Raw genomic sequence first — 13,595 nt, forward strand, 5'->3', positions numbered from 1 at the left:
CCTGGTAGTTGCATAGAATTGAATTGCAATGGATGCTGAGGGCATAATGCATTGGGAGCGAAAGTCGGAACTTGCCGGTGTAGTGTTGCGGGGTAACGATTGACAATCAATGTAAAACCAAACTTTCTTCTTGGTATCGGTGCGCAAAAGGCCGGTACAAGTTTTATACATCATGCGCTAAGGGGCCGTCCTAACGTATTCTTGAGCTCTCCGAAGGAGCTTCATGTATTCGACGCCTTGTTTCTGCCGAAGATATGTGGCGGGTTCCGTCGGAGGCGAAGAGAGGCGTTAATTGAAAGTCTTCGACTGTCTAATGGGTCGGACGTAAGCGATGAATTTGATAGGCAAACTAAAGAACTCTTATGGAGGGTAATGTTTGATTATGATCCGTCTGCGTATGTGGACTATTTTGTTCGGGCGTCTAAGGGGAAATCATTAGTTGGTGAGATTACGCCAGCGTACTCTATGCTGAATGCGGATCATTTCCTGTTTATTCGGGACCTGCTTTCAGATCATTTTGAGCTGAAGGTACTTTTTGTTATGCGAGATCCCGTGGATCGAATTTTTTCTGCGATGAAAATGGCAGATAGGAATCAAGGGATTGTGGAACATCCTGCGCACGAGAGGTTTGCGGAGGAGTTTAAGGATCCAGGTCATATGCTTCGGACCCGCTACGATAAAACAGTGGCCGCGATTGAGGAGGTGTTTGAGCCAAATCAAGTCTTTTACGGATTCTTTGAAGATATGTTCAATCAGTCGTTTTTCGATCGGTTATCTGAGTTTTTGGAGATTAAAAAGATTATTCCAAATTTCGACGTTCGTGTGAATGCTTCAGAAAGTAAGGCTAGGCCTGATGAGGCGGCTTGTCGCTTTGCTAGGAAATATTACTTGACAGTGTATAAAGCAATTGAAATCAAGTTCGGACGAGAGTACGTGCGGAGCCTCTGGCAGGTGTAGCCTTTGATTGTGCGATTATTTTGGCTCTTGGATTCAACCGCGAAGCGCAACACCACTGACTGGTTAGAGGTGAGGTGCGCTAGCATCGGCACTCTAACCACGACGTTGGAGTTGCACGATGAGCTATACGCACCTCACCAGGGAAGAACGGTACCAGATTCGAGCCATGCTTGACGCCAACTGCACGATTCGCTGCATTGCCAGTGTTCTGGGCCGTTCTCCAGGCACCGTCTCGCGGGAGCTGGCTCGCAACAGTGGTCTGAGAGGCTATCGACCCGGCCAGGCGGATCGGTTCGCCAGCGAGCGCGCAGCTGCCAGCCGATGCCGACACCGAATCACCAAGCGCCAATGGACCGAGATCAGCCGGCTGATTCGTCTCGACTGGAGCCCGGAGCAAATCACCGCTTGGGCCGCCCTGGAGGGAACGCTCGACATCTCGCCAGAATGGATCTATCAGTTCATCTACGCCGACAAGGCGGTGGGTGGCGATCTGTGGCGCCACCTGAGGTGTCAACGCAAACGGCGCAAGCGCTACGGCAGTGGACGCGATCGGCGAGGCCGCATTCCCGACCGGGTGGGCATTGAGGCCAGGCCAGCAGACGTGGAGACGCGCGAGACCATGCGGAACGTGTCAACATTTTCCCAACACATCGGCGCGTTTTGCTATGTAACAACCTCGGGTAGCTCGCTGCTGACCGGGGTTGGTGAGATATGGAACGCATCGGGCTTGTGGAGCAATTCCGCTGCGGTCTGACCATCGTCTGGATTGATCGAGACCACTGCTGGTGGCCGGGCGACTCGCGGTGGCCCTTTGACGTAACGCTCTGGATGCGCCGCAAAGTGCCGGTCAATCGCCGCCTGCCGGACCTGCCAGATTGATTCGAACTGACTGGTGTAGAGGTCTTCAGGTGTAAACAGTGCCAGGCCTTCGTGCGGTCGGCGGCTATAGGCCGGGAAGAATTCGTTGCACCACTGCCGGGCGTGGTCATCGTCCCGGAAGCGACCCGGGTAGCTCGGGCAGTACTTGACAGTCTTGAACTGGCTTTCGCTGAACGGATTGTCGTTGCTGACTCTCGGCCTCTAGAAGCTACGCGCCACGCCAAGGTCAGATAATAGATCTCCAAAGCTGTGCGCGATCATCGGCGAGCCACGGTCCTGGTGGACGATCAGTTGATTGGGCTCGATGGCCCGGCGCGAGAGGACTTCGCGGAACAGGTGACAAGTCAGGCCGGCATTTTCCTTGCGAGAGACCATCCAGCCCACGGGATATCGGCTGAACAGGTCCAGGATGACGTACAGGCACAGATAGAAACCGCGGACGATGGTCGGCAGTTTCGTGATGTCCCACGTGTAGATCTGGTCGGGGCCCGTCGCTTCCAGTTGCGGCTTGATATGTTGCTGTGCCGGGCGCTGGCTGCGGCGTTCGCGCGTTTCCTTTCGTCGGCGGAGCAAGCGATACATCGTCGAGATCGAACGCAGCAATGTGCCTTCGCTGAGCAGCGTCGCGTAGACTTGGCGTGGGGCAGTGTCCAGGAAGCGCTCGGAGTACAACTCATCAAGGATGCGCTGCTCTTCGGCTTCCGACAGTCCGCGACCTGTCCCGGCTGTCACTGTAGTTCGGTTGCGTTGCCGGCGATCCGGATAGCACCAGTGGCGCGGTACATTCAGGGCCCGGCAGGCCTGCGCCTTGGGTACATTCGGCGGCAGTGCAGTCAGGCAGCTCACGATTTGTTGTCGTCTTTGGCGCTGTCGAACAGGTGCAAGACTTTTTTTGGAGATCGACCAGCTGCTCGGCCAGATCCTTACGCCAGGTTGACAGTTGGCCGGCATACAGACCCTTGCGGCGCAGCCAGGCGCCTTTCTCGCCGTGAGGCAGGTCGTCGGCTTCAGTCAGAAGTCGCTTTTTCTCGGCTACACTGAACCGACGACGGGTGCGTTTTTCAAGGCGCGGGTCGGTAACCACCTCATTGGAATCAGACATATTTCCACTCCGTTAGCGCCCTGAATGTTACAGATAAAACCGATCAGGTGTTGTTGGGAGGGATGTTGACACACAGGGCGGGCGCTCCAGCCCTGGGCGTCAGACCCGGCATCGGGATACAGTTCCCCGCGTTCCCGAGCCTGCTTACGCCAGTTGTACACGGTGGCTTCCGAGATGCCTTCCTCGGCGGCAACCTCCAGGACGGTTCGATTGTGCGGTGGGCACACTTTGGCCAGTACCGCTTGTCTGCGTTCTTCTGAGTATTTCACTGTCAGCTCCTGTCCGCCCCCTCTTAGAGACTATTCTAGAAGAGGCGATTACTATCCTGACAGAGGGGGGATGATTCCCACTCAAAATTCAGCAGAGGCTGATGATTATGTTGAGAGTAGAACGTATGATTGATGAATTATTCGAGTGATGTAAACCAATGACCGAAGACGTAGTTGTGGGCATATTGCGCCCAAATAAGGTAATAGTTCGTGTGCTCTCTTTGTCCAAGAGTGATAGCAATGAAACAGGCATTATCCGCCTAATTAGTAGCGGTGGTAAAAAATACGAATATAAAGCTAGTCAAGTGGCACGCGAAAAATGGAACATGGAGTTAACAAGACTGATCGATTCCCACTGGAAGAATACAAGCGATACACATGCGTTTTATGAGAGTTCAGACGAATACGAGATTTTATTGAATAACATAATAGACATGAAGATTATGTCCATCGAGTTTGGTTTTCATGCTTGTGATCAACCCGTCTCTTGGTTAACTGAGAGCCTTTCTCTTTCCTCGCTGCGCCCTACTGGCAGGAAAATGGGATTAGACCTGATAATAAGGCAAAAAACACGGCTCGTAGACCGGTGGACGCTAGCATATGTCGGTCTTGCAACCTTTATGAGAGAAGAGAGCGAAGAGTTCCTACGATTAAATGCACTAGTAGTATATCTCTACAAGCACTCAGAAGGATATTCATGGATATCATGTAGTATAGCAAAACGGTTTATCCGGAATGCGGAGGAGCTCGCGCTCCAACTGCCATGCCAAGGATCATCCGCGAAAACAGATGGTAGGCTAGTTTGTCAGTCAATACGTACAGCTGCTTGGCATTTTATGTTACGTGAACATGATGTTCATGAGGTATATAGGTTATTGATAAAAATTGGGCAGATGAACTTCGATGACGATGAAAGGCCGGTTTATGCTTTGAATCGATCAAAGAGTTTAATGCTGCTGTTAGCGACGGCGATAGCCAGAAGGGAAAGGGAAACTGCGTATGATATTGCATGGGATATATTCGGCCTATTTTATGAAGCGGCCAGCCGCTTTACAGAAAGCATCGGATGGTTTGGTGACTTTCGATGGATCTGGGAGAATGCCTATCTTGCGAGGAAAGTTATTATTATGTTTGACTCTAATCGCAAGCCTCCTAAAGAAATGTTAGACCGGATCGTTAGGCTTTCTCTTAGGGCGGATTCGAGAGAGTTGTATTCTGCGGCGCGAAGATATATTAATAATACGGCGGGAGAGGAATTACTGTGATGCGCAGACGTACGCGTCTCTTTCAAAACGACACATCAATAATATGATTTTGGGACCGTGCTTCGTGCTCCAGCAGGCTCAACTTCATTGGAATTAGACAAAGCAACACGAAACGGGGAGGTAATCCGTTGCCTGAGAATAAGACTGGAACCGCTGTCTCCGAGAAAGTGTGCAAAAATCGTTGCACTACCGTGCCTGTGGGACTACTAGGTCAGGCGCTGGGCTCGCCGCGCCCGGATGGATTGGTACAACTTGGCGATCCGCTCGCACTTGGAGCGGTTCATAAATGTCGCACGAGCGATCAAGACGCATCTCGAAGGGATTCTCACTGCGGTGATCACCGGAGCAACCAATGTCCGTGTCGAGGGCTTCAATACCATGATCCAGTAGATCAAGCGTTACGCTGGATCCGTAAGCTTCCCCGCTGGTGACACAACCAGAAAGTAGAGATTTCTGGCATGATCACACAAGGAGGAAGTCATGAAGAAATCTCGATTCACCGAGCACCAAATCGTTGCCATCTTGAACGAAGCCGAGTCCGGCGTCCCGGTCAAGGACGTCTGTCGCAAGCACGGAATCAGCTCACCGACCTACTACAAGTGGAAGTCCAAGTACGGCGGTCTCGAGGCCTCCGATCTCAAGCGGCTCAAGGAGTTGGAGTCAGAGCTGTCCCAGTACAAGCGAATGTACGCTGAGTTGGCCCACGAGAACTACGCGCTGAAGGATGTCATCTCAAAAAAGCGCTGACGGCCACCGAGAAGCGCCAGATGGCAGCTGAACTGGTGGCCGAGCACAAACTGAGCGTGAGCCGGTCCTGCCAGGCGGTGGGGCTGAGTCGGTCGAGTTGGTATCGACCGCCTCCTGACCCGCTGGCCCGCGACGCCGAAATCGTCGATGCGATGAACGCGTATTTTGACCTGCACCCCCGCCGAGGCTTCTGGAAATGCGTCAAAAGACGCCTCAGTTGAATTTTGAGTGGGTATCATCGCTGCGGACCCTTGATTGGAGCCTGAGTGATGAGTGCCCAGATTTTCGAAGCCGCCCTTGGCCTGACGCCGCCGTGGTTCATTGCTGACCTGGAGTTCGAGGAGGCAGCCAAAACGCTGACCATCCAGGTCGATTTCCGGCGCGGCAGTCGTTTCCAGATCGCTAGTTTCGAAGGTGAACACCCAGTCCATGACACCGTCACCAAGCGCTACCGACATCTCAACTTTTTCCAGCACGAGTGCTTTCTGGAGGTGCGCGTGCCGCGCGTCAAGCTCCCGGACGGATCGGTTCGACAAGTCCAGCCTGACTGGGCCGGCAAGCTGTCGGGGTTCACGCTGCTGTTCGAGGCCTTGGTGCTGATGCTGGCGCAGCAAATGCCGTTCCGGGCGGTCGCTCGCATTGTAGGTTTGAGCCCGCACCGTGTCATGGCGATCTGCGAGCGCTATGTGGCGCTTGCGACTGCCGAGGTGGACCTGTCCGAGGTGCGCAGCATGGCGATTGATGAGACTTCCCGGGCCCGTGGGCACGACTATCTGACGCTGGCGGCCGATGCCGAGCACCGGGCGGTCATCTTCGTCACCGAAGGACGCGGGTCGGAGACCGTTGCCGAGCTGGCCGACGAACTGACCGCTCATGGCGGGGATCCGAGCGCAATCGACAGCTGCAGTATCGACATGTCGCCGGCGTTTATCCGGGGTGTCACCGATCACTTGCCCAACGCCTCGATCACATTCGACAAGTTCCATGTCATCGCCAAGGCTTCCGAGGCCGTCGACCGGATGCGCCGGCTCGAGCAGAAAGCTGATCCCGCTCTGAAGGGCATGCGCTGGAAGCTGCTCAGAGCCCCTAATGGTCTCAGCCGGGGTGCTCGGCAGGAACTCCAGACTCTGGTTGGCCGGTTGACGACGCTTAGAACGGCGCGCGCTTGGCAGTACCGCGAGCAGCTGCGCGCCATCCTGCGGCGCAAGCAGGTCAACGTCGTCCGCCAGATGCTTCGCCAGTGGTGTACGAATGTCATGCGCTCCAAGGTCGAGCCGATGAAATCGGTTGCCAAGATGATCCGCCGACACCTCGACGGCATCGTCTCCTGGGTGAGAACACGCCAAACCAACGGCTTCCTCGAAGCGATCAACGGACTGTTCCAGGCTGCGAAACGGAAAGCACGAGGCTACACACGGCTGAGCACAGCACGGACGGTGATATTCATGCTCGCAGGGAAGCTCGACTTCCGCAGTATCAACCCGCATGTGTATGCTTAACCCACTTGGTATTCAACAGACCCACTTTTGAACTGTCGCCTTGACGGGGAAGCTTACGGATCAAGCAACGATTCAAGACTGCGATCTACTTCCATTTGGGTGGTCTCGATCTCTACCCGGGGGCAGTTCGCAGTTGACTGCTGCCCACACAATTGAGTGAAGAGCCATTTAAGGGAAAAATTATGATTTTTGTTGACTGTACGTTCCGTGATGGCGGCTATTATAATGCTTGGAGTTTCACTCCAGAGCTCATCCACCAGTACCTTAACGCTATGCAGGCTGCCGAGGTGGATGTTGTGGAGCTGGGCTTCCGTACCCTAAAAAATCAAGGTTTCCAAGGCCCGTGCGCCTTCACTACCGATGAATTTCTCCGCAGCCTGACGAGGCCGGACGGGCTGACGATTGGCGTGATGGTCAACGGCAACGAGCTAGTGGGGAAGGTGCCGCAGCTGGAGGCTTTGGAGCGACTGTTCCCCAACGTGTCGGTGAACTCACCTGTGGACTTGGTGCGAATCGCCTGTCACGTGCATGAGTTCGAGGAGGCGCTGCCGGTGGTTACCTGGTTGAAGGAGCGTGGCTATCAGGTCGGCTTCAACCTAATGCAGGTAGCGGATCGCACCCAGGAGGAAGTTAAGGCGCTTGCCCGTCAGGCCAATGCCCACCCGATTGATACACTCTATTTCGCCGACAGCATGGGCAGCATGAGTCCGGATCAGGCTGCACAGATCATCCAGTGGTTCCGTAGCGAGTGGGCGGGGCCCATGGGCATCCATACTCATGACAACCTGGGCTTGGCTCTTGCCAACACACTTCGGGCGCTGGATGAGGGCGTAACCTGGGTGGATTCCACTGTCACTGGTATGGGCCGTGGGCCAGGTAATGCCCGCACCGAGGAACTGGTCATCGAGATCGCCGAGCGCCGTGGAAGGGCTGCAAATCTAGTGCCGCTAATGACGCTGGTGCATGAGCACTTCAAGTCTATGCAGGCGCACTTCGGCTGGGGTACTAACCCCTACTACTACCTGGCGGGCAAGTACGGCATTCACCCTACTTTTATTCAGGTTATGCTCAGCGACTCCCGTTATAGCGAAGAAGATGTGTTGGCGGTTATCGACCATCTTAGGGTAGAGGGCGGCAAAAAGTTCAGCCCTAATACTCTTCATGCGGCGCGCCACTTCTATAGGGGCGAGCCCAAGGGGCGGTGGTCACCTCGGGAGTGCTTCGCTGGGCGGGACGTGCTACTGCTGGGCGCCGGTCCCGGCGTGGCGCGCCACCGTTGGGCGCTGGAGTGCTATATTCGCGACCAGAAGCCGCTTGTGGTAGCCCTAAATACTCATAGCGACATCAATGCCGACCTAATTGACCTACGCGTGGCTTGCCACCCCGTGCGCCTGCTGGCCGACTGTAAGTCGCATACACAGCTCCCCCAGCCGCTAATCACGCCCTACTCCATGCTGCCAGCGGATGTGCGTGACTCCTTGGGCGGCAAGGAAGTGCTGGACTTTGGCTTGAACGTGCAGGCGGAGACCTTCGCTTTCGACGACACCCACTGCACCCTGCCGACGTCGCTGGTGGTAGCCTACGCCCTGGCGGTGGCCACCAGCGGCCAAGCCTCTCGTATTCTGATGGCCGGCTTCGACGGCTACGAGGCTGACGATCCGCGTAGCCGCGAGATGCATCAGCTGCTGGAGCAGTATCAGGATGCTGAAGGTGCACTGTCGATCACGGCGATCACTCCCACCCGCTACGGGCTGCATAGCGAATCGGTTTACGCGCTCTAAGGATAAATTCTCGCTCCCCTCGTCGCCTTTGCTTCTCTCTATACCACTCCATCCCATTTCATGAATAAGAGGCCTCTATGCGCAGTGTAGCCATGATTCCCGCCCGCTATGGCTCCAGCCGCTACCCAGGGAAGCCGCTGGTGCCCTTGCTGGGCAAGCCAATGATCCTGTGGGTCACCGAGGTTTCGGCCCGCGCCGTCGGCGCCGAGAATGTTTATGTCGCTACTGAGGATCGGCGCATCGCCAAGGTCGTTATTGAAGCCGGCTTCCATGCGGTGATGACCAGCAACGACGCCCTGACCGGTACCGATCGCGTGGCTCAGGCCGCCGAGCAGGTCGAGGCGGACATCTACATCAACGTTCAGGGCGATGAGCCGCTGGCCGATCCGACTGATATTCTCAAGGTGCGCGACGCCAAGCTGGCTCATATGGATGCCATTATCAACGGTGTCAGTTGGGTGGGCGATAACGAAGATCCCCACAGCGTCAACATTCCCAAGGTAATCACCAACGAGCGCGACGAGCTGGTCTACATGTCGCGGGTGGCGCTGCCGGGCTTCAAAGACGCCGAGTGCGCTCCCAGCCGCTACAGGAAACAGGTCTGCATCTACGCCTTCACTCGGGAGGAATTGGCTGCCTTCCGGGCTTTTGGGCGCAAGAGCGAACTGGAATACGCCGAGGACATAGAGATTCTGCGCTTTTTTGAGCTGGGTAGGACCATTTACATGGTAGAAACCCAACCGGGCAGCCTGGCAGTGGATGTGCGTGAAGATGTCGCGAAGGTCGAAGACGCGCTACGTCAGACTGGTCAGGTGCCGCAATGAGATATTCAGTGGCCGAGTACACTACTTTGATCTTCGACTGCGACGGTGTGGTGCTTAACTCCAACAAGGTCAAGACCGAGGCCTTCTATCAGGCCACCTTGCCATTCGGTAAGTCAGCTGCGCAGGCTATGGTTGACTACCACGTAGCGAAAGGTGGGGTGTCACGGTACAAAAAATTTGATTACTTCCTGGAACGGATTGTTCTGAATCATGCGGAGCAGAAGAGAGCGGACTTAGAGTCTCTTCTACAGGCCTATGCCGACCATGTGCGGGAGGGGCTCCTGAACTGTGAGATAGCCCCAGCATTGGGGGCACTTCGCCAGCATATTCCCAACACCCGATGGTTAATCGTTTCCGGCGGTGACCAGGCGGAGCTGCGTAATGTGTTAACCGAGCGTGGAATTGCCGAATGGTTTGACGGTGGCATATTCGGCAGCCCTGATTCTAAAGACAAGATCCTCGCGAGAGAGTTGGCTTGTGCCAACATCCGGAAGCCAGCGCTATTTTTGGGTGACAGCAAGTACGACTATCGGGCAGCGAGTACTGCAGGGCTGGACTTCGTGTTTCTGAGCGACTGGAGTGAGATTGAAGGCTGGAAGGCTTGGGTGTCTGAAAACCAGTTGTCTTACATAAGGGGGGTGCATTCACTGTTGGATAGGTAATTCCCCACTTGGTTTCAACCGCGAAGTGCAACACCACTGAACGGTTAGAAGTGAGGTGCGCTAGCATCGGCACTCTAACCACCACGTTGGAGTTGCACGATGAGCTATATGAACCGCCCCGGGTTTCGCGGAGGCTCGTTGGTTTAAGTCAGGCTGCGATAGCGGCCTGACTGTCTAACTGCCGGTAGTAGTTTGCCTCAACTTCTGCCGGCGGGATATACCCCAGCGGTTCCATCAGCCGATGGTGATTGAACCAGGATACCCATTCCAGCGTGGCCAGCTCTACAGATTCCATGGTTTTCCAAGGGCCGCGCCGATGGATCAATTCCGCTTTGTACAGGCCGTTGATGGTCTCGGCCAGGGCATTATCGTAGCTGTCGCCCTTGTTGCCCACCGACGGATCGATGCCGGCCTCGCCCAGGCGTTCAGTGTAGCGGATCGACACATACTGCGAGCCTCTATCGGAATGATGAATCAAGTTCTCAGAGTCCTCGGGCTGACGGGCATAGAGCGCCTGTTCCAGCGCATCCAGCACGAAGTCCGTGGTCATGGTGCGACTGACGCGCCAGCCAACAATACGCCGGGCAAAGACATCGATAACGAAGGCCACATACAACCAGCCCTGCCAGGTGGAGACGTAGGTGAAGTCCGATACCCAGAGCTGGTTCGGACGATCTGCGCTCAACTGTCGGTTGACCCGATCCAGCGGACACGGCGCCGATTGATCGGGCACGGTAGTGCGAACCGTCTTGCCACGGCGCGCGCCCTGCAGGCCCAGACGGCGCATGAGCCGCTCCACGGTACAGCGCGCCACGGGAATGACTTCCCGGTTCATCTGCTTCCAGACCTTATCGGCGCCATAGACCTGCATGTTGGCATCCCAGACACGCTCGATGTGCGGAATCAGCACTTCATCGCGCTTGGCCCGGTCACTACGCAGCGTCTGGAAGGAAGGCTGCATCGGAAATCCGCTGGTCCTTCACGGCGACAACGGCAGTCCGATCAGGGGTCAGACGGTGCAGGTCATGCTCGGCAAGTTCGGGATCACGGCCTCGTTCAGCCGACCGCGGGTCAGCGACGACAATGGCTTCGTCGAATCGCTGTTCAGAACCTGCAAATACGTGCCGCACTTCCCGGGGACCGGCTTCGCCTCGCTCAAGGCCGCGCGCGAGTGGGTCTGTGACTTCGTCGACTGGTACAACCACCAACACAAGCATCGCGGCATCAACTACGTCACGCCGAACCAGCGTCACACCGGGCAGGACATCGAGAACCTGGCCAAGCGGCACGCCGTCTATCAGGCGGCGCGAGAGCGGCATCCACAGCGCTGGAGCGGAGATACCCGGAACTGGTCACCCGTCGGAACCGTGTGGCTGAACCCGGAGAAGGAAGAGCGGCCAGAAAAACAGGCTGCCTAAGCATGGGTAAGGCGACATCTATCTTGACAACCACCGCACCGGAGACAACGGCAAGGAATTCGCCGACCACCAACGGATCAGTGCCGATCTTGGCTGCCAGTTTTACTTCGCTGATCCCTACGCATCGTGGCAGCGTGGCACGAACGAGAACACCAATGGATTGATCCGGCAGTACCTGCCCAAGGGTCGTAATCTCACAACGTTGACCGGTCCAGAAGTCCGAAAGATCGAGATTCGACTGAACTATCGGCTGCGAAAATGCCTGGGCTACTTGACGCCATACGAAGTGTTCCACGACACTTCCTTACAGCTTACTGTTGCACCTCGTAGTTGAATCCAGGATACCTATTTGGAATTCAAGAAGAAGTTGAGGTTGTCATTTTCATGTAAAGAGGCCACTCCTAGGAGTGGCCTCTTGGCCGACTCAAACAAAATAGCTCAATTAGCAGCAATGGTTTTAGTTGTTCCATTGTCAAAGATCACTTTTAAATCGCCGCTGGATTCGTCGACATAAAGGGTCGCCCCCTCAAATGGAGCGGAAGGCTCTGCACTTGATCTGATTTGAAGGCCGTTCTGGAGAATGGTTCGTCCGTCACTCTCAGTAATTATAAGCGGCGCATCAAGTGACGATCCATCGGTGTCTCGGCGTGAAATTTGAAAATCGCCCGTGTCACCCCGCCTTCTGAAGATCCAACGGGCTATACCTTCCTCTCTAAACGCGAAATCTGCTTGCGAGTCCGCCCCAGCATCGAACAAGACGGAGGCGCGTCCAGAGCTTACGATATGTAGATTTTGAAGTGGGCTGCTGGTCCCAACGCCAACATTTCCGGAGGCATCAATAGAGAGTGAAGGCTGTGGGGCGGCATCAGAGATAGTTACGATATCCTGTTCGCTGTTACCCTCAATTTTGAATAGGCCGTCACCATATTCAAACTGTGCTGTGCGGCCGTCTGTATGCTCAAAGACGAGCTGCGGGTATGAATCCACCATGTGGAGCTGCCACGTAGGGTTATCCGTGCCGATGCCGATATTTCCGCTTGAAGTAATATGGAAGGCCTGATCCGGTGCGTCCGGAGCAATGGTGAACGGGTTGGTGCCGCCTGTCACTTCCGCAATTTCAAAACGTCCTGCGTTGTTGTTCTTGATGTACCAGCTTTGGGTGCCATCGGTATCTTCGATGCGAATTTCCGGTATCGTATCAGCGATATGGAGCGCTCGGCTCGGTGCGGACGTTCCTAAGCCAACATTGCCAGTAGAACTTATAAAGAATGAGCTGTCTGGGGCGCCTTCTTGGATACCAAACGTTGCGGTATCCGTGAAGGCGCTAGCACCGTTGTTTAGCGAGAACCCGTCGCCATCAAAAGTACACGAGTTCCAATCTACACCCGTCGTATCAGTATCGTCATAGCGAAGGCAAGGTGATGCGTCGCTGATGGTCACATCGTCGTTAATGACCTGGTCGGCGTGTGCTGAGGGAAAGATAAAGTCGATGACTGCCCCGGCCACGGTGCCAAGAATACCGGGCTGCTTGTCGTGGAGGTAACCGACGGATTCTTCCGCGCTTATTGCGCCTTTTTGTCGGTTGATCGGTTCGATCCAGCCATCGCGAACCCTGAAAGTGCCAGTCTCGGTTGTGACATTCTTGTATTGACCTTCAAAAAGGCGCTCGAGCGGGGGCTCGGATCGCTTTTCTGAGGCGTTTTTTTCCAGCGAAGCGGCCGCGTCAAGTGTATTTCCTTGGTCAGCCGAGTCCGCGCTATTGTTCGCTGCGGTTGATGCCTGTGTGGAGAGAACATCTTCGCGCAGCGGCGCACCGGGTTCGACGGTTACCATTCTGGCTTCCCAAGTGTAGAGCCCGTCGCTTAACTCGCCTTCGGGGACCCAGTCGATGGCGGCATCCTCGACTCGGTTTTCGTACACAAAATTGTCGGGCCCCACGATCCGAATGCTGATCGACAAAATGTCATCAGAGCTGTGAGCGTAGGCGGTAATGCCATTGCCATCGTTTTCGGCTTCGACAAGTGACTCGGCAGACAGTGGTGAACTCAGGCATAAAGCTAATAGAGTTCCTAGTAGTATGGAAAAGCTGCTGCTGCTTAGGTATCGCATGAAACCCTCCTGAATTGTGCAAGTGATCATGTGAGAAAACTCCCATTTAGAAGAGAGCGAATTCAATAACTCTCTTAAGTACC

12 protein-coding genes and 4 pseudogenes are annotated in these 13,595 nt (G+C 55.2%); 11 read left to right on the forward strand and 5 right to left on the reverse strand.

All coding sequences use genetic code 11. From position 1 onward, the window contains the following. Nucleotides 1-99: 99 nt before the first annotated feature. The gene (locus tag ACDC66_RS03045; protein WP_376695209.1) at nt 100-957 is read left to right on the forward strand and encodes a sulfotransferase; all 858 of its coding nucleotides are present in this window, start codon (nt 100-102) and stop codon (nt 955-957) included. Between the two features lie 118 nt (nt 958-1,075). After that, entirely contained in the window at nt 1,076-1,711 is a 636-nt protein-coding gene (locus ACDC66_RS03050; RefSeq protein ID WP_376695210.1) for an IS30 family transposase, read from the forward strand. Here the strand turns inward: ACDC66_RS03050 and ACDC66_RS03055 are convergent. The 3 genes and pseudogenes from ACDC66_RS03055 to ACDC66_RS03065 form a co-directional block, all read right to left on the reverse strand. Then, a pseudogene (locus ACDC66_RS03055) lies at nt 1,621-2,025 on the reverse strand (hypothetical protein); the annotation flags it as partial. The gene ACDC66_RS03050 and the pseudogene ACDC66_RS03055 overlap by 91 nt on opposite strands. Before the next feature lie 12 nt (nt 2,026-2,037). Beyond that, a complete protein-coding gene (locus ACDC66_RS03060) occupies nt 2,038-2,682 on the reverse strand; it encodes a DDE-type integrase/transposase/recombinase (RefSeq protein WP_376695211.1) in 645 nt (214 codons plus the stop codon). Nucleotides 2,683-2,868: 186 nt separating this feature from the next. After that, a complete protein-coding gene (locus ACDC66_RS03065) occupies nt 2,869-3,207 on the reverse strand; it encodes a transposase (RefSeq protein ID WP_376695212.1) in 339 nt (112 codons plus the stop codon). Between the two features lie 158 nt (nt 3,208-3,365). Between ACDC66_RS03065 and ACDC66_RS03070 the strand changes: the two genes are divergently transcribed. The 7 genes and pseudogenes from ACDC66_RS03070 (at nt 3,366) to ACDC66_RS03100 (ending at nt 9,985) form a co-directional block, all read left to right on the forward strand. Then, nucleotides 3,366-4,472: a hypothetical protein gene (locus ACDC66_RS03070; RefSeq protein ID WP_376695213.1), complete on the forward strand. Its 1,107-nt coding sequence runs from the start codon at nt 3,366-3,368 to the stop codon at nt 4,470-4,472. Nucleotides 4,473-4,700: 228 nt separating this feature from the next. Beyond that, nucleotides 4,701-4,862: pseudogene (locus ACDC66_RS03075) on the forward strand (transposase); the annotation flags it as partial. Nucleotides 4,863-4,952: 90 nt separating this feature from the next. Next, nucleotides 4,953-5,428 (forward strand): annotated as a pseudogene (locus ACDC66_RS03080) (transposase); the annotation flags it as partial. 60 nt (nt 5,429-5,488) lie between these two features. Continuing rightward, nucleotides 5,489-6,718: an ISL3 family transposase gene (locus ACDC66_RS03085; protein WP_376695214.1), complete on the forward strand. Its 1,230-nt coding sequence runs from the start codon at nt 5,489-5,491 to the stop codon at nt 6,716-6,718. 182 nt (nt 6,719-6,900) lie between these two features. Next, complete coding sequence (locus tag ACDC66_RS03090) at nt 6,901-8,499, forward strand: aldolase catalytic domain-containing protein (protein WP_376695215.1); 1,599 nt, start codon at nt 6,901-6,903, stop codon at nt 8,497-8,499. A 77-nt stretch (nt 8,500-8,576) separates the two neighbouring features. Further along, entirely contained in the window at nt 8,577-9,323 is a 747-nt protein-coding gene (locus tag ACDC66_RS03095; protein ID WP_376695216.1) for a 3-deoxy-manno-octulosonate cytidylyltransferase, read from the forward strand. Nucleotides 9,324-9,331: 8 nt separating this feature from the next. Next, nucleotides 9,332-9,985 carry an HAD family hydrolase gene (locus ACDC66_RS03100; RefSeq protein WP_376695217.1) on the forward strand — a complete coding sequence of 218 codons (654 nt, stop codon included), beginning with the start codon at nt 9,332-9,334 and terminating at the stop codon, nt 9,983-9,985. Nucleotides 9,986-10,133: 148 nt separating this feature from the next. On the opposite strand, the pseudogene ACDC66_RS03105 reads toward ACDC66_RS03100, so the two are convergent. Then, nucleotides 10,134-10,922: pseudogene (locus tag ACDC66_RS03105) on the reverse strand (IS3 family transposase); the annotation flags it as partial. A gap of 88 nt (nt 10,923-11,010) precedes the next feature. Between ACDC66_RS03105 and ACDC66_RS03110 the strand changes: the two are divergent. Together ACDC66_RS03110 and ACDC66_RS03115 are read left to right on the forward strand one after the other, a co-directional pair. After that, complete coding sequence (locus ACDC66_RS03110) at nt 11,011-11,403, forward strand: integrase core domain-containing protein (RefSeq protein WP_376695218.1); 393 nt, start codon at nt 11,011-11,013, stop codon at nt 11,401-11,403. A gap of 16 nt (nt 11,404-11,419) precedes the next feature. Beyond that, entirely contained in the window at nt 11,420-11,737 is a 318-nt protein-coding gene (locus ACDC66_RS03115) for an IS30 family transposase (protein WP_376695502.1), read from the forward strand. Between the two features lie 104 nt (nt 11,738-11,841). Here the strand turns inward: ACDC66_RS03115 and ACDC66_RS03120 are convergent, their stop codons facing one another. Next, entirely contained in the window at nt 11,842-13,512 is a 1,671-nt protein-coding gene (locus tag ACDC66_RS03120) for a hypothetical protein (protein ID WP_376695219.1), read from the reverse strand. Between the last annotated feature and the right edge of the window lie 83 nt (nt 13,513-13,595).

The organism is Wenzhouxiangella psychrophila (genome assembly GCF_042310375.1).
GTDB lineage: Bacteria > Pseudomonadota > Gammaproteobacteria > Xanthomonadales > Wenzhouxiangellaceae > Wenzhouxiangella.

Coding starts and splice junctions, on each gene's coding strand:
- ACDC66_RS03050 (WP_376695210.1), top strand. CDS start 1,076: ATGAGCTATACGCACCTCACCAGGGAAGAACGGTACCAGATTCGAGCC.
- ACDC66_RS03070 (WP_376695213.1), top strand. CDS start 3,366: ATGACCGAAGACGTAGTTGTGGGCATATTGCGCCCAAATAAGGTAATA.
- ACDC66_RS03085 (WP_376695214.1), top strand. CDS start 5,489: ATGAGTGCCCAGATTTTCGAAGCCGCCCTTGGCCTGACGCCGCCGTGG.
- ACDC66_RS03090 (WP_376695215.1), top strand. CDS start 6,901: ATGATTTTTGTTGACTGTACGTTCCGTGATGGCGGCTATTATAATGCT.
- ACDC66_RS03095 (WP_376695216.1), top strand. CDS start 8,577: ATGCGCAGTGTAGCCATGATTCCCGCCCGCTATGGCTCCAGCCGCTAC.
- ACDC66_RS03110 (WP_376695218.1), top strand. CDS start 11,011: ATGCTCGGCAAGTTCGGGATCACGGCCTCGTTCAGCCGACCGCGGGTC.
- ACDC66_RS03120 (WP_376695219.1), bottom strand. CDS start 13,512: ATGCGATACCTAAGCAGCAGCAGCTTTTCCATACTACTAGGAACTCTA.